This window comes from Sphingomonas sp. BK481, assembly GCF_014194875.1.
GTDB lineage: Bacteria > Pseudomonadota > Alphaproteobacteria > Sphingomonadales > Sphingomonadaceae > Sphingomonas > Sphingomonas aerolata.
The window spans coordinates 371,910-388,196 of sequence record NZ_JACIAP010000001.1; the positions used below are offsets into that span (position 1 = coordinate 371,910).

Here is a 16,287-nt window from a genome sequence, read left to right on the forward strand (position 1 = left end):
AGCTTACGCCGCCAGCATTTTAAGGAAGAGCGCTGCCAGTATGGATTCCCGCCTGCGCGGGAATGACGGACGTTCTATTGCGGCGAGCATTGTGCGGCCCCAAGCTTTGCTAATGTTGACCCACTGCACGCGCATCCATAATGCGACCGTTTCGCAAGCCATCGACCCGCCGGCGCGACTCCGCGCGGCCAAGGAATAGACGCATGACCGCCGAAACCCTCGAAACCCGCGCGCCCGTGCTCATCCCGGAGACCCCCGCGTTCCTTAACGCCAAGGTTCTGTGGGTGCGCCACTGGAACGAGCATCTGTTTAGTTTCGCGATCGAGCGCCCGTCGACCTTCCGCTTCCGCTCGGGCGAATTCGTGATGATCGGCCTTCCGCAAGAGGGCGGCAAGCCGATCATGCGCGCCTATTCGATCGCGAGCCCGCATTATTCGGAAGAGCTCGAATTCCTCTCGATCAAGGTCGAGGACGGTCCGCTGACGTCGAAGCTCCAGCTGATCCAGCCCGGCGACGAGGTGTATCTGGGCAAGAAGCCGACCGGCACTTTGGTGCTCGACGCGCTGCTCCCGGGCAAGCGGTTGTTCATGTTCTCGACGGGCACCGGCCTTGCCCCCTTCCTCAGCCTGATGCGCGATCCTGATGTCTATTCGGCCTATGAGCAGGTCATCGTCGTGCACAGCGTGCGCCGCGTCAGCGACCTTGCCTATCATGACGAGATGGTCGCCTTGCTCGCCGAGGACCCGCTGATCGCCGAGGAGGCGGCCACGCAGTTCCACTACATCCCGACCGTCACGCGCGAGCCGTTCCGCACCACGCGGCGGATCGGTGCGCTGATCGAGGACGCGTCGCTGTTCGGCCATCCGGTGCGCGGCGACCAGAAGCTGAACCCCGAGACCGACCGCGCGATGCTGTGCGGATCGACCGAGATGATCAAGGAGTTCGCGGTGATGCTCGAGGCGCAGGGCTTCGAGGAGGGCGCGAATTCCAAGCCCGGTACGTTCGTGATCGAGCGCGCCTTCGTCGGCTGACCCGGCAGGGCGCTTGGCGCGCCGCCCGATCCCCGATAGCGTCAGGCCAAAGGGGGACTGAAAATGCGCCAGATTATCACGGGGATCCTGCTTGCCACCGCCGCCATGCCAATGGCGGCGGTGGCAAAGACCGTCGCGGTCGAGGAACGCTCGATCGATCAGCTTCAGGCGAGCATGACGGCGGGGATGGCAAGCAGCGTCGATCTGGTCCGGGCGTATCTCGCGCGGATCGCGGCGATGGACCGCAAGGGGCCGACGCTGCGCAGCGTGATCGCGCTCAATCCCGACGCGCTGGCCCAGGCCAAGGCGCTCGACGCGGAGCGTCGGGCAGGGCGGGTGCGCGGACCGCTGCACGGCGTGCCGGTGCTGATCAAGGACAATGTCGAGACCGCCGACGCGATGCCGACCACCGCGGGCAGCCTGGCGCTCAAGGACAATATGACGCGCCGCGACGCGCCCGTGGTCGCGCAGCTGCGCGCGGCGGGGGCGGTGATCCTCGGCAAGACCAACCTCAGCGAATGGGCGAACATCCGCTCGACCCGGTCGATGAGCGGGTGGAGCGCGGTCGGCGGGCTGGTCCGCAATCCCTATGCGCTCGACCGGACCGCGTGCGGATCGTCGAGCGGGTCGGGCGCGGCGATCGCGGCGAGCTTTGCTGCGGCCGCGATCGGCACCGAAACCGATGGCTCGGTCGTGTGCCCGTCATCGATCAACGGGCTGGTCGGGCTGAAGCCGACGATCGGGCTGGTCAGCCGGACGCATGTCGTGCCGATCAGCCATAGCCAGGACACGCCCGGGCCGATGGCGCGCAGCGTGCGCGACGTGGCGACGATGTTCTCGGCGATGATCGCGGCGGATCCGGCGGATGCCGCGACCGCGGGGGCAGGCGCGTACAAGCGCGACTATGCCGCCGCCCTGTCGACCAGCGCACTCTCGGGGTTGCGGATCGGGGTCGTCCGGCCCGAGATGACCGCGGACGTCGCGGCGCGGTACGAGGTCGCGCTGGGCGTTCTCAAGGCCGCGGGCGCGGTGCTCGTCGAGGTCAAGCAGCCCAAGCTCGACGGGATCGGCGAGGCGGAGCTGCTGGTGCTCCAGACCGAGCTGAAGGCCGATCTCGACACCTATCTCGCGACCACCCCGGCGGCGGTGCGGACCCGGACGCTCGATCAGGTGATCGCGTTCAACCGCGCCAATGCAGCAACGGAGATGCCGTTCTTCGCGCAGGAGACGTTCGAGGCGGCGGCCAAGACCCGCGGGCTCGACGACCCGGCCTATAAGGCGGCACGTACGAAATCGCTGCGGCTGGCGGGCGCGGAGGGGATCGACGCGATGCTGAAGACCGCACGGGCGACGGTGCTGGTCGAGCCGACCTATGGTCCCGCCTGGCTCAGCGAGCCAGTGTACGGCGACCAATATGGCGGGCCGAGCGCGAGCGAACTGCCCGCGGTCGCCGGCTATCCCAACCTGACCGTGCCGATGGGGCTGGTCCGCGGGCTGCCGGTCGGGCTGTCGTTCATCGCGACGCGCTACGGCGACGGCACGGTGCTGAACGCGGGCTATGCCTATGAACAGCGGGCCAACGCGCGGACCGCGCCGCGTTACCTGCCGTCGGCGGCGGTGGGCACCGGACTCGACGGGGCCCGCTGATCGGGGGCGACGAACACGCGGTCGTTGCGCAGATAGATGGCGCTGCGATCCTTCAGCCGGCGCGTGGTGAAGACGAGGCGATAGTCGCTCGCGAGCGTCGCCTTCAGCGCGCGCAGGCTGCCGACGTTCCAGATCGACAGGCGGCGCGTCGAGGTGACGATCACCGGCGGACGGTTAGCTAGGATGCGGCGCACCTCGGCCGCCTCGTCGATCCCGGTCGCGCCCTGCTCGGTCGACAGGCTGAGCAGGTTGGGAAAGGCATAGGGCGTCGGCACACAGGTCCGCGCGAGCAGATAGGTGACGGTGTCGCCGCGGAACACATAGGGGCATTCGTCGCCGCTGTTCGCCTGGACGATGCGGGCCAGCGCATAGGCGCCGGGGGCGTCGTCGCGGCGGACGATGCGTTCGACAGCGAGGATCGTGAAGGGGACGATCAGCGCGATCGCGAGCAGCTTGGCATGGCGTGACAGCGCGGGCGCGGCGGCGATCGCCAGCGGGGCGACCAGCGGCAGGCCGTAATGATCGAAGAAGGTACCGATCGCGAGGAAGCCGAGCGACGCTGCGATCAGCCAGCCAAAGGCGAGCCGCGCGACCGCACGGTCGGTCCCGAGATGCGCGCGGCGATGCCAGGTGATCGCCGCGGCGGCGATCAGCGGCAGCAGCTGGACGAGGATGCCGAGCAGTCGCATCACCACCTGCTCGAGCGGATAGCCGGGGCGAAGGAAGATCGAGGTGACGTTGGCGAACCAGAAGGTCGCGAACAGGCCATGCGCGGTGTACCAGCCGAGCGCGGCGAGCGACGGCACGAGCCCGACGGCGATCCACAGCAGCGCCGCACCCAGCGTCGCTGAGACCGGCGCGCCGGTGCGGCGGTGGAACCAGAGATGCGCCAGCCCGAAGAACGCGCCCTCGAAGGCGGGCGTGTATTTCATCTGGATCGCGATTCCTGCGAGCAGGCAGGCCAGTGCGCCGCCACGCACGATCGCGCGGCGGTCGTTCGCCGCCGCGAGTGCGGGCAGGCGGAAGGTCAGCAGCGCGGCGATCGCGATCGGCAGATTGTAGAAGACCGGCGCCTGCCCGCCGCCGCCGCTGAGCAGCGACAGCCCGGCCAGATAGGTCGCCCCCGCCGCCAGCGCACCACGCCGCGTCGCGCCGGTCCGCATCGCGCCGTGATGAACGAGGACCGCAGTCAGCCAGGCGCAGCCGGTCGCGACGAGCTGATAGGCGAGGATCCCGTCGCCGGGGAGCAGGCGGATCGCCGCGAACAGCAGGAACAGCCCGATCGGCTTGCGATCCCAGATGTCGACAAAGGGAATCGCGCCGTGCAGCATCCGGTCGCCGACCAGCAGATAATATTGCTCGTCGACGGCAATCACCGGATTGCCGAAATCCCAGGCGCGGATCGCCAGCGCGATCAGCAGCAGGATCAGCGCGGGCGTCCAGCGGGATCCGGACGATGCAGTCGTGGACGATGTCATCAGTAGAAAGTCCTGAGCGTTAGCGTGCGCGTCGTCCCGTCGCACAGCCCGAGTCGGACGACGCTGCCGGGCGGGCGGATGGTCCAGTCCGCCAGCGGGCTGGTCGGATAGTCGCGGGGAATGGGCTGGCCGTCGATCGAACAGATCAGGTCGCCGACCTGCCACCCGGTCGCCTCGGCCGGGCCGCCGCGCATCACGTGCAGGACCTTCAGCCGGTTGCTTTCGACCCCCATCAGCAGACCGCTGGTCGATCGGATGGGGCGGGGATCGGCGACGTCGCCGCGGCGCAGGACCATCCGCGCCGCGCTCGGGTCGAGCAGCACGCGATAATGCTGGAGAAACCCCGAGCCGAGCCGCCCGGCGGCGCCGATCGACTGTGAAAAGCCCGCCTCGGGCTCGATCCGCACCTCGGTGTCTCGCGCGACGAGCGTACCGACCCGGATCTCGGGGGCGATCGCGAGGCCGCTGACGACCGAGCCGCCGAGCCCATAGGCGATCGCGGTGGTGGTCGGCAGCCCCGGCGGCGCGGCACGGCGCCAGCCCGCCGCGGTCACGGTGATCGCCGATCCGTCGCCGGTATCGACGACGATCGGCGCCAGCGCGTGCGTGCCGATGCGGATCGCGCTTTCATAGACGCGCCGATCGGACGAGATCGTCAGCGGCGCGGTCTCGCCCGCGAACGGCAGCCGCCCGGTCGGGATCAGCCGGAAGCGGCGCGCGGCATAATCGATGTCGAGCGCGTGCGCGGCGAGCAGGTCGCGTCCGACCAGCAGGTCGACCGCCGTCGCGCTGCCGGTCGCGAGCGCGGGGAGGGCGGCGACACTGACACCGCCGCCGCTGCGCGTCAGGCCGCCGAGCACGATCGACCGCGTCGGCATCCAGCGCAGCGCAACCGGCCCGCCGATCGCGCTCGCCCGCCCGCCGGGCTTCAGCGCGCGCCGGACGACCGCGGGGGAGGTGTCTGCGAGCAACGTATAACTGACCCCCGTATCGAGGATCGCGGTGATGCTGCGCCCGTCGATCTGCATCGCGAACCGGATCTGGTTGCCCGGCGTCAGGTCGAAGGACACCCAGCGCGTCTCGGTATCGGCGGCGAGCCGGGCAACGCCCTGGTCGCGATCGGCGGGCGAGGTGCTTGGGGTAGAGCTCGCCTGGATGGGCGCGGCCGCGGCCTGCGATGCCGGCTGCCGCGTCGCGATGCTTAGGGCCGCCAACAGCGGGACGATGGCGAGAATAAGCAAACGCATGTGAATCGTCCCTAGCGCGTTGGCGGGGCCTTACAAGCTGCGCGTGCGCAGGGTCGAGCAGGCGGCTTGTGGTGGAAAGCTGCCCTCCGTTACGGTTCGACTTCGCGGCTCACAGGGATGACGGATCAGGTGGAGGAGCAGGGGTCGGAATGCTCCACGGATTAGAGCGATCCAACGACTTTGCAGGATCATCAATATACAAAACGACTTGTAGCCGAAGACCCTTATCTCTGATCATTGCTGCGTCTGGTTCCGAGACGCTCGACCCTTTCAAGGCTTCAAGGGCGACAGATACATCTCCGAATTGATCTGGAAAAGATCGATCCCTGCGGCAACGTGTCGGCATTCGCGTTTTATCAACCGTACAACTCAAAACCACGCGAAACATCTTTGTGGCGTTCGCCGGAAGAAGCGCATCCAACTGTCGGCGACTTGGTACCCCGACGAGCGTTATCCGATCCCGAAAGTCTTTCCCATCCGTGACGAACGTGTCGAAAGATGACTCGCTAAGGCGTGATTGTGCGTGGCCTTCCGCCGCAAGTGCCAGCCCGAAGCAAACGGTGAGTGCGATTTTCCATTTCATCTGCTCACGATAGCACTACCGCCAATGTCCGCAATTGGGCGTAAGCGGAATGTCTGATATGGGGAGGATAGCGGACATTGCTTTCACGGTCGCGTTAGCGCCACATTTCGCCATGACTTCGATTCCATGCTGCGCTCGGATGGCCGACGATTTGAACCGGGTTTGCGTCGTCCATGCGGATCGTTCGGACTGTCCCGATGCCTTCGTTACAGAAATGAACGGCGGCTACGGCTTGATGGTTCACGATGGCGGTAGCAGCGCTATTGAAATTGCCTTTTGCCCTTGGTGCGGTGCTCGCCTGCCCTAGATGGACCATTGATGGTGGATAGCGGACCTTTTCCTTTCAACGTCTCTTCTAAGAAAGCTGGCACTGCATATTCTACCAAGAACATCGGTTGTTTAGATCAGCGAACGGTCGGGATCGACCTTAATGTCAGTCGAGAATGGCGATCGAGACGCACGCGTTGATAGGCCGCCTATGAGAGAGTCGCGTTCAACGATCTTTAGTGCCCATATGGGCCGCAAGCCGCTGCCATTGCTCGCGCGTCCTACATTCGACGCGCCCCGTCTTGCGGCGGGTTAGGCATTCACGTCGATCTTTGGAAAAATCAGTTAGCGAACGACCATCCCGAAGCGTTCGCGACTGATAATTATCGCCGGCCGCGTTAAGCTGCGCAGTTGTCGGATATGGCATGGGCCGCTGAACTTGTGACGACGCTGGCCAACTCGTCAACGCAACGGCAACCAACAGGACGCTGTACTTCATCAGAGTTCCTCCACATCGTGAACGATAGGCAGCTTCTGCAGCGTTATCACTGTCGCTAATCCAGATCAAAAATTCGATACGGCCAACCTCTAGGGTCGGCGAAAAAGCGGAACCGCTGAGATCGAGCGTGCGCGATCGACTTTAGGTATGTGAAATCGAAGGGCAGGGCTTAACTCCACCAAACTGACGCCTTTATGGCACCGCACACCCATGTTTCAGGCTTCTCCTTCGTCTTTAGCAGCTGAATGAATGGCCGCAATCAGGAACGTGGATCAAGTTCCGGGATGGTCGAAACTGGGCGTAAGCGGGCCGGCCAGTTTTAGCACGGTTTCGACCACCTGCCCTTGATGCAGCCAGCGGAAGTCAGAGGCACGCCTCCAGATAAGCCTGATCGAAGCCGAACTGCTTGGCCTTGTCGAGCGTGTAGGGGCGCAGACCCATCGAGCGGTATTCGCCGAGGATCTTGCCGTCCGCGCTTTCGTCGAGATATTCGAACTTGAACAGCTCCTGCGTGACGATCACGGGGCCTTCCATGCCGATCACCTCGGTGATGTTGGTCACGCGGCGCGAGCCGTCGCGCAGGCGCTTTACCTGGATGATCAGCTCGACCGAATCGGCGATCTGACGCGAGATCGCCTCCTTGGGCACCTTGATGTCCGACATCATCACCATGTTCTCCATGCGCGCGAGCGCCTCGCGCGGGGAGTTGGCGTGGAGCGTGCACATCGAGCCGTCGTGACCGGTGTTCATCGCCGCGAGCATGTCGAAGCACTCGGAGCCACGGATTTCGCCCAGGATGATCCGGTCGGGGCGCATACGCAGCGCGTTCTTGACGAGATCGCGGATGCTGATCTCGCCCTGGCCCTCCAGATTGGCGGGGCGCGTCTCGAGCGGCAGCCAGTGCGGCTGCTGCAGGCGTAGCTCCGCCGCATCCTCGATCGTCAGCACGCGCTCGCCCGGGTCGATCATCTTCGACAGCGCGTTGAGCATCGTCGTTTTACCTGAACCGGTACCGCCCGAAATGACGACGTTGAACCGCGACGCGCCGGCAATCTTGAGCGCGGTCGCCATCTTGGGGCTCATGCTGCCGAACCCGGCCATCATGTCGAGCGTGATCGGCTTGGCCGAAAACTTACGAATCGAGATTGCGGTGCCGCGCAAGGAGAGCGGCGGCACGATCACGTTGACACGGCTGCCGTCCTTGAGGCGGGCGTCGGCGAGCGGGGTGGTCTGATCGACGCGGCGGCCGACCGAGTTCACGATCCGCTGCGCGATCTGGAACAGATGCTCCTCGTCGCGGAATTGGATGGGGGCGAGCTCGAGCTTGCCCTTGCGCTCGACATAGGTCTGTTCGGGGCCGTTCACCATGATGTCGGTGATGTTCGGATCCGCGAGCAATTCCTCGAGCGGCCCGAGTCCGAGCAGCTCGTCGACCAGCACCTTTTCGAGCGCGAACTGTTCGCGGCGGTTGAGCGTCAGCTTCAGCTCGGCGAGCACCTCGCCGATGATCGGGCGGAATTCCTCCGCCAGCTCGTCCTTGCCGAGCGTTGCCGCAGCCTCGGGATCGACGCGTTCGAGCAGGCGGGGAAGCACCTGTTCCTTGATCTTGTGGATCGACTGTTCGAAGCCCTCGACCTTGCTCGCGCCCGCATCGCCCGACGCGGCCTGGCGATCGGCGAGTCGCTGCATCGCGTCGACCTGACCGATCGGCACGCCGCCCTCGGTCTCGCCGGGCATCGGCAGGAGAGTGTCGAGCGCAGGGAATTGCGCGCCGCCTTCGGGATCGGGTCGCGGGGCGGGGCCGCCGCCCTGCATCGGTCGCGCGACTCCGAACGCGGGCCGCGCTGCCGTTCCGCCACTCATCCCACTGCGTCGTCCGAACGCGCTCATGCACCAGTCCCTCGATCGTTAATGCCGGGGTTACCGGCGAAGCCTTGCCAATTCGCTAACCAATCGATCGGCGACCCGGTTCGGTCCTGAAACGGGTTCTGCCGCGGCGCGCGGGCGGATAAGGGGGGCGCATGCTGATCCGCCTGCTATCCCTGCTCGTCCTTCCGCTCGCCGCGCTCATCGGCATCGCCGCCCCCGCCAGCGCCGACGACATCAGCGCGACCGGGCGAGGGGTCGTGCGTGTCGTGACGATCGCGGTGGTCGACGATCAGGTCGTCGGCTTCGGTCATGGCAGCGGCTTCGCAGTCGCGCCCAACCGGATCGTCACCAACGCGCATGTCGTCGAGCTGGCGGAACGCTATCCCGACAATGTCGTCGTCGGCGTTGTGCCGACTGAGGGGGACAAATCCTATCAGGGCAAGGTGATTGCCTATGACGTGCAGCGCGATCTAGCGCTGATCGAGTTCACCGGCGCGCGCCTGCCGCAGACCGCGCTGTATACGGGACCGATCGATGAGGGCGGGGCGGTGGTGTCGCTGGGCTTTCCCGGCAATGTCGACCTCGCCACCGCGCGCTCGGCCGCGGACTATATCCGGCCGACCAGCCCGGTGCGGTCGGAGGGCGTGTTCTCGGGCCGGCGCAGTCTGAGCGATGTCGAGGTGCTGTTGCACACCGCCAATATCGCGCGCGGCAATTCGGGTGGCCCGCTGCTCGACCGGTGCGGGCGGGTGATCGGCGTCAATTCCGCGATCACCCGCGGCGAGGAGGGCGATTCGACGTTCGGCTTCGCAATCGCGGACACCGAGCTCGCCGCATTCCTGCGCGAGGCGAAGCAGCCCTATAGCGCGGTCGGAACGCCGTGCACTTCGATCGAGGAGCGGTTGCGGCAGGACAGCGACGCCGACGTGCGCGCGGCGGCCGATGCGGCGGCGGCGCGGCGCGATGTGGCGACGCAGGCGGCGCTGTCGCGTGAACGCGCGCTGGAACAGGCGCGTATCGAAGCGGAGCGCCGGCGCGAGAACGTCATGGCGATCGCGGGGCTGCTGCTGGTCGCAGGCGCGCTCGGGATCGGTGCGGCGGGGCTGCTCGAATCGCGCGGCCGGCGGCGTGCGGCGGTCTGGACGGTCGCGGGCGGCGGCGTCGCGGTGGTCGCGGCGGTCGTCGTGTTCGTGGCCAGGCCGTCGGGCGCGGTCGACCTTCCCACGGCGGCGGTCGCGCGATCGGGGCCGGTGGTCGAGGACAAGGCGCTCGGCCGGCTCATGTGCCGGCTGATCCCCGAGCGGAGCCGGATCACGATCTCGTCGAGCGAAGACGTGCCGCTCGGCTGGGGTGCGGGCGGCTGCGTCAACGGCAAGACCCAATATGTCGCGGGCAATGGCCGGTGGGAGCGCGTGCTGGTGCCCGAGGCCGAACAGACGGTGTCGCTGCTGTCGTTCGACCCGGCGACGCGGACCTATGCCAATACGCGCTATCTGATGTCGGCGGCGGGGATGACCGCGGCGCGGGCGGCGCGTGGTGAGACGCCGGGGCAGTGCACGACCGATCCGGCGGCGATCACGCGGCTGGTCGGCCAGCAGTCCGCGGTCCGGGCCACGCTGCCGCCGCTGCCCAATGAGAAGCTCGTCTATTCCTGCACGTCGGCAGACTGATTGAATCTCGCTTACTCCCTCGGCACGCGTCGATCCGCATGGCAGGATGGCGGTGTTGAGGGGGATGGCGATGCGGGTAATGCACAGAGTTAGGCATGGGGTGGCGTGGAGCGTCACGATCATGGCGGGACTGGTCGGCGCCTGGACGCCGGCAGCGGCGAAATGGGCGCGCGCGACCTCCGATCATTTTGAGATCTATGCCGACATGCCGCCCGCCGCGCTCACGACGACGGCGACCCGGCTCGAGCAGTTCGACGGGGCGATCCGGCATCTCCATCGTACGCCGGAGGGCACCGGCGCGAAGGGCGCGAACCGCGTCACCGTCTATGTCGCGAACGACGTCGCGGCGATCCGCCGATTGTCGGGCGATCGCGGCATCGCCGGATTCTACCTGCCGCGCGCGAGCGGGTCGGTCGCCTTCACCCCGCGGATCGACGAGGCCGGGGACGGTAGTCGTTCGACGCGCGGCGGCGGGATTCCGCAGATCGTCCTGTTCCACGAATATGCGCATCACTTCCTGTTGGGCAATTACGCCGCCGCCTATCCGGCATGGTTCTCCGAGGGCTATGCCGAGTTCGTCTCGACCGCCGCGTTCGAGAAGGATTATGTCCAGCTCGGCGGCGCGGCGCAGCACCGGGCGTACAGCCTGCTCGCGGCCAAGCCGGTGCCTGCGGCGACCCTGTTCGCGACCGGGCAGAAGCTGACCGACGAGCAGCGCGGGGTGATGTACGGGCGTGGCTGGTTGCTGACGCATTACCTGATGTTCGATGCGGCGCGCGGCCGGCAGCTCCAGCAATATCTGACCGCGCTGAACGCGGGGACGCCGAGCGTTGCGGCGGCCACTGCCGCGTTCGGCGACCTGCGCGCGCTCGACAAGGCGCTCGATGCGTATCTTCGCCAGTCGCGCATCCCGGGGCTGCGGATCGCATATGATAAGCTGCCCGTCGCGCCTGTGGCCGTGACGCCGTTGTCGCCGGGCGCCGCCGCAATGGTCGAGCTGCGGATGCAGTCGGAGCGCGGCGTCAACCGTGCCACCGCCGCACCGATCTTTGCGCGCGCCGCCCGGATCGCGGCGGCCTATCCCGACGATGCGCTGGCGCAGGGCTGGCTTGCCGAGATGGCGTATGATGCGGGGCAGGACGATGCGGCACTGGCTGCTGCTGACCGCGCGCTCGCTGCCGATCCGACGTCGCGCCAGGCGATGCTGTACAAGGCGCAGGTGCTGATGCGGCGCACGGCCGCCGCGACCCCGCGCGACGCAGCAGCATGGGGGGCGGCATGGAGTGCGGCACGGCGCTGGATCGTCACGGCCAATCGCCAGGCGCCCGACGATGCCGAGGCGCTGTCGCTCTATTATGACAGCTTCGCCGCGGCGGGCGAGGCCCCCAGCGCGGCCGCGATCCTGGGGATCGGTCGCGCGCTCGAGCTGGTGCCGCAGGACCCGGCGCTGCGCTTCAAGGTTGCGGCGCAGGCGATCCTCGATGGTCAGACCGATGCCGCCCGACGCGCGCTGCGCCCGCTCGCCTATGATCCGCACCAGTCGGCAGACAACCCGGCGGCGCGGCTGATCGCGATCCTCGATACCGGCGTGACGGGGCCCGCGGCGATGCTCGCGCTTGCGAAGGCACGGGGGGAGACGGTGGCGGCAACGCCGTCTGGGCCGACACCGGCGAATTAGCGGGAGGGCGCCAACCCCACCGTCGTCACGATGTCGACGTTTGAGGATCGCCTGAATGTGCTGGCGACATGGCGGGTTCGCGCGGCGCCTCTTTCGCCAGCAGCGCACGTTTGCGATCGAGGCCATAGGCATAGCCGCCAAGTGTCCCGTCGGTGCGAAGCGCGCGGTGGCAGGGGATGAGGATGGCGATCGGATTGGCGCCGCACGCGCTGCCGACTGCGCGGACCGCGGCCGGGGTGCCGGCGGCAGCGGCGAGTTGCGTATAGGTGCGCGTCTCGCCCGCGGGGATGCGGGCGAGCGCCTGCCAGACCGCCTCCTGGAACGCGGTGCCGCGGACGTCGAGCGGGAGGTCGTGCTGGCGGTCGGGTGATTCGACGCTGGCGACGACGCGCGCCGCGAGATCGGCGAGTGCCGCGTCGCCGGGCGTGACGATCGCCCGGGGGAAGCGCGCGACGAGGTCGGCCGCGTCCTCGTCGAACGCCACGCGGCACAGCCCCGTATCGGTCGCGGCGATCAGTAGCGGCCTGAGGCTGGTCGCGACGACCGTCCAGCGGATCCGGACCCCGTCGCCGCCGCGCGCCCAGACGCTCGGCGGCATCCCCATGCGCGACGCGGCGCCGGCGTAGAAGCGACTCGGCGCGGCATAGCCCGCATCGTAGATCGCGGCGGCGACGTGGGCCTCACGGGTCAGCGCGTCGGCGGCGCGTGCGCTGCGCAGGCCGCGGGCATAGGCGGCCGGCGTGACCCCGGTCGCGCGCTTGAACAGCCGGTGGAAATGATGCGGCGCATAGCCCGCTTGTGCTGCGAGCTGGTCGAGCGAGAGGCGGTCGTCCGTGGCTTCGAGCAGGGCGACGGCGGCGGCGACCGCTATCCGGTCGCGGCCCACGGAGTCCGGGGTGCAGCGAAGGCAGGCCCGGAACCCGGCCGCCCGGGCGCTGGCCGGGTCATCAAGGAAGACGACATTCTCGCGTCTGGGATGACGGGCCGGACAGCTTGGCTTGCAATAGATGCCGGTGGTCCTCACCGCGACGATGAACCGACCGTCCCACGCCCGGTCCCGGGTGGCAAAGGCGGTCCAGGCGGTGTCCGGATCTGGGGCGGTGTGCGTCATGGGCAGGGTGTAGCGCGTCGACTGGGGCGCTGCATCCCGCGGCTTGCGGTCAAACCGGGGAGGCGCCCGCGCCGCTCAGCCGCCATTCGCGTGGAACAGCGCAAGCGTGCGCGCCTTTGCCAGATCGGCGCTCGGCTCGTGATAATCCTTGCGGCGATCCGAGTTGAAGCCGTGGCCCGCCTCGTAGACATGGACCGTGGCGTTCGGCCAGTCCCTGGCGATCACCTGCTCGACGCCCTCCATCGGGATGCCGTGATCGTGGCGGCCGAAATGGAGGATGACGGGAACCTTGGGCTCCTCGTCCGCCGCCGCCGGGATCATGCTGCCATAATAGCCGCTCGCGGCGGCCACGCCGGTGAGGCGGGTGGCCGCGAACCACGCGACCGACCCCCCATAGCAATAGCCGACGACGAACACCGGCCCGGCGGGGGCGAGCGAGTCGATGCAGGTCTGGACGTCGGTCAGCGACAGTTCGAAGGGATGGAGCTGCCGCGCAAGTTCGATCCCGCGGGCAAGGCCGTCACCCGAATAGTCCGCCTCGAAGCCTGGATGCTCCCGGTCGAACAAGGCGGGGGCCAGCACTTCATAGCCATCGGCGGCATAGTCGTCGCACAGATCGCGGATATGGTCGGTGACGCCGAAGATCTCCTGCACGAGGACGAGCCCGCCGCGACGGTCTTCTGTCGGCTGCGCATGATAGACCGCGATCGTCGCGCCGTCGGACATGGTCATGCTTTCCATCGTGCCGGTCATTCCGATTCCTTGTCGTGTGATCCTGTTCCGACCATTATCGTCATTCCCGCGGACGCGGGAACCCATAGTGGCAGGCCCTGCGATGAATGCGCTGGGTCCGGAGGATATGGATCCCCGCCTGCGCGGGGATGACGAAGAGGGTGAGGTGGGCCTTCCAACCATCTACCGATGACAAAACAGTCACAAACCAGTCGTCTCCTCCGCCCGCCCGGCTTGCCAATGCTGGAACCCGATGCTACCCGCGCCGCGTCCCGGTAGAGGTGCTTTCGCGCCCTCTTCCCTTGTGGGACGGCGACATTCGGTTTCAGACGAGGATTGACAGGTCCGTGGAGACACTTCCCGGTAACGGCGGCGGCGCTATCCAGGCGAGCTTAGGTGGGCGTTATGCGCTCGCCCTGTTCGAACTGGCGCGTGACGCCAAGACGATCGACGCGGTCGAGCAGAGCCTGTCGACCGTGCGCGACGCGCTTGCGCAGTCCGACACGCTCCGCGACCTCACGACGAGCCCGATGGTATCGCGCGGCGCGGCGGTGAAGGCGATCTCCGCCGTCGCCGACGAACTCGGCGTCGATGCGACCACGAAGAATTTCCTGGGCGTGCTGGCCGAGAACCACCGGCTCGGCGCGCTGGCCAAGATCATCAAGGCGTATCGCACGCTTGCTGCGCAGCATCGCGGCGAGATCGCAGCCGAAGTGACCTCCGCGCATCCGCTGTCCGAAGAGCAGGTGATCGAGCTGAAGCATCAGCTCCGCCAGCGGGTCGGCCGTGAAGTTTCCGTCGACCTCAACGTCGACCCATCGCTGCTGGGCGGACTTGTTGTCCGCGTCGGCAGCCAGATGATCGATTCGTCGATCCGCACCCGTTTGAACACGCTCGCGCAGGCGATGAAAGGCTGACCATGGATATCCGCGCCGCAGAAATCTCGAAGATCATCAAGGATCAGATCGCCAATTTCGGCACCGAGGCCCAGGTCAGCGAGACCGGCCAGGTGCTGAGCGTCGGCGACGGCATCGCGCGCATCTTCGGCCTCGACAACGTCCAGGCCGGCGAGATGGTCGAATTCTCGAACGGCGTGCAGGGCATGGCGCTTAACCTCGAGGCCGACAATGTCGGCGTCGTGATCTTCGGGTCTGACTCGGAGATCAAGGAAGGCGACATCGTCAAGCGCACCGGCACGATCGTCGACGTGCCGATCGGCAAGGAGCTGCTCGGCCGCGTGGTCGATGGCCTCGGCAACCCGATCGACGGCAAGGGCCCGATCCACACGACCGAGCGCAGCCGCGTCGAGGTCAAGGCACCGGGCATCATTCCGCGCCAGTCGGTTAGCGAGCCGGTCCAGACCGGTCTCAAGGCGATCGACGCACTCGTTCCCGTCGGCCGTGGCCAGCGCGAGCTGATCATCGGCGATCGCCAGACCGGCAAGTCGGCCGTCGCGATCGACGCGTTCATCAACCAGAAGACCGCGAACGCGGGCGACGACGAGTCGAAGAAGCTGTATTGCGTCTATGTCGCGATCGGCCAGAAGCGCTCGACCGTCGCGCAGCTCGTCAAGACGCTCGAAGAGAATGGCGCGATGGAATATTCCATCGTGGTTGCAGCCACCGCGTCGGACCCCGCACCGCTCCAGTATCTCGCGCCCTATACCGGCGTCGCGATGGGCGAGTATTTCCGCGATCGCGGCATGCACGCGCTGATCTGCTACGACGATCTGTCGAAGCAGGCGGTCGCCTACCGCCAGATGTCGCTGCTGCTGCGTCGTCCGCCGGGCCGCGAAGCCTATCCCGGCGACGTGTTCTATCTCCACAGCCGTCTGCTCGAGCGTGCGGCCAAGATGTCGGACGCGAATGGCGGCGGCTCGCTGACCGCGCTGCCGATCATCGAGACGCAGGCGGGCGACGTTTCGGCGTACATCCCGACCAACGTGATCTCGATCACCGACGGCCAGATCTTCCTCGAAACCGACCTGTTCTTCTCGGGCGTGCGCCCGGCGATCAACGTCGGTCTCTCGGTCAGCCGCGTCGGCTCGGCCGCGCAGACCAAGGCGATGAAGAAGGTGTCGGGCTCGATCAAGCTCGAGCTGGCGCAGTATCGCGAGATGGCGGCGTTCGCGCAGTTCGGGTCGGATCTCGATGCGTCGACGCAGAAGCTGCTGAACCGGGGTGCGCGTCTGACCGAGCTGCTCAAGCAGGCGCAGTTCTCGCCGCTGCCGTTCGAGGAGCAGACCGTGTCGATCTTCGCCGGCACCAGCGGTTTCCTCGACAAGGTGCCCGTCGCCGACGTGACCCGTTACGAGCAGGCACTGCTGGCCGACATGCGCGCGAACCATGCCGATGTGCTCAAGCTGATCCGCGATACCCGCGATCTGGGTAACGAGGCGAAGGACAAGCTGAAGGCAGCGCTCGAGGCATTCGCCAAGACGTTTGCATAAGTAGAACATGCCCCCGCTGATGCGGG

12 protein-coding genes are annotated in these 16,287 nt (G+C 67.1%); 7 read left to right on the plus strand and 5 right to left on the minus strand.

Annotated features, from left to right (window positions below; translation table 11 throughout):
- Positions 1 to 203 precede the first annotated feature (203 nt).
- Positions 204 to 1,031 (plus strand): ferredoxin--NADP reductase, encoded by an 828-nt coding sequence (locus tag FHY04_RS01695; protein ID WP_037530558.1) that lies wholly within the window; start codon positions 204 to 206, stop codon positions 1,029 to 1,031.
- Between the two features lie 63 nt (positions 1,032 to 1,094).
- The gene (locus FHY04_RS01700; protein WP_183935183.1) at positions 1,095 to 2,678 is read left to right on the plus strand and encodes an amidase; all 1,584 of its coding nucleotides are present in this window, start codon (positions 1,095 to 1,097) and stop codon (positions 2,676 to 2,678) included.
- Here the strand turns inward: FHY04_RS01700 and FHY04_RS01705 are convergent.
- Both FHY04_RS01705 and FHY04_RS01710 read right to left on the minus strand, forming a co-directional pair.
- Complete coding sequence (locus FHY04_RS01705; RefSeq protein WP_183935184.1) at positions 2,630 to 4,156, minus strand: hypothetical protein; 1,527 nt, start codon at positions 4,154 to 4,156, stop codon at positions 2,630 to 2,632. The two genes, FHY04_RS01700 and FHY04_RS01705, sit on opposite strands and share 49 nt — an antisense overlap.
- Positions 4,156 to 5,403 (minus strand): PDZ domain-containing protein, encoded by a 1,248-nt coding sequence (locus FHY04_RS01710; protein ID WP_183935185.1) that lies wholly within the window; start codon positions 5,401 to 5,403, stop codon positions 4,156 to 4,158. The genes FHY04_RS01705 and FHY04_RS01710 overlap by 1 nt, the downstream gene beginning before the upstream one ends.
- Before the next feature lie 722 nt (positions 5,404 to 6,125).
- Here FHY04_RS01710 and FHY04_RS01715 point away from each other — a divergent pair.
- Entirely contained in the window at positions 6,126 to 6,293 is a 168-nt protein-coding gene (locus tag FHY04_RS01715; protein ID WP_221211590.1) for a DUF6980 family protein, read from the plus strand.
- Between the two features lie 822 nt (positions 6,294 to 7,115).
- On the opposite strand, the gene FHY04_RS01720 is transcribed toward FHY04_RS01715, so the two are convergent.
- Positions 7,116 to 8,642, minus strand: coding sequence for a CpaF family protein (locus tag FHY04_RS01720; protein WP_166746812.1), 1,527 nt, complete (start codon positions 8,640 to 8,642; stop codon positions 7,116 to 7,118).
- A 131-nt stretch (positions 8,643 to 8,773) separates the two neighbouring features.
- Between FHY04_RS01720 and FHY04_RS01725 the strand changes: the two genes are divergently transcribed.
- Both FHY04_RS01725 and FHY04_RS01730 read left to right on the plus strand, forming a co-directional pair.
- The gene (locus FHY04_RS01725; RefSeq protein ID WP_183935186.1) at positions 8,774 to 10,291 is read left to right on the plus strand and encodes a S1C family serine protease; all 1,518 of its coding nucleotides are present in this window, start codon (positions 8,774 to 8,776) and stop codon (positions 10,289 to 10,291) included.
- 100 nt (positions 10,292 to 10,391) lie between these two features.
- Positions 10,392 to 11,969, plus strand: a complete 1,578-nt coding sequence (locus FHY04_RS01730; RefSeq protein WP_311723261.1) for a hypothetical protein — start codon at positions 10,392 to 10,394, stop codon at positions 11,967 to 11,969.
- Positions 11,970 to 11,994: 25 nt separating this feature from the next.
- Here the strand turns inward: FHY04_RS01730 and FHY04_RS01735 are convergent, their stop codons facing one another.
- Complete coding sequence (locus FHY04_RS01735) at positions 11,995 to 13,080, minus strand: bifunctional transcriptional activator/DNA repair enzyme AdaA (protein ID WP_183935187.1); 1,086 nt, start codon at positions 13,078 to 13,080, stop codon at positions 11,995 to 11,997.
- Positions 13,081 to 13,155: 75 nt separating this feature from the next.
- Positions 13,156 to 13,833, minus strand: a complete 678-nt coding sequence (locus FHY04_RS01740; protein WP_183935188.1) for a dienelactone hydrolase family protein — start codon at positions 13,831 to 13,833, stop codon at positions 13,156 to 13,158.
- A gap of 326 nt (positions 13,834 to 14,159) precedes the next feature.
- Between FHY04_RS01740 and FHY04_RS01745 the strand changes: the two genes are divergently transcribed.
- Both FHY04_RS01745 and atpA read left to right on the plus strand, forming a co-directional pair.
- Positions 14,160 to 14,729: a F0F1 ATP synthase subunit delta gene (locus tag FHY04_RS01745; protein WP_031394433.1), complete on the plus strand. Its 570-nt coding sequence runs from the start codon at positions 14,160 to 14,162 to the stop codon at positions 14,727 to 14,729.
- 2 nt (positions 14,730 to 14,731) lie between these two features.
- Complete coding sequence (gene atpA, locus FHY04_RS01750) at positions 14,732 to 16,261, plus strand: F0F1 ATP synthase subunit alpha (protein WP_031394432.1); 1,530 nt, start codon at positions 14,732 to 14,734, stop codon at positions 16,259 to 16,261.
- Positions 16,262 to 16,287 lie beyond the last annotated feature (26 nt).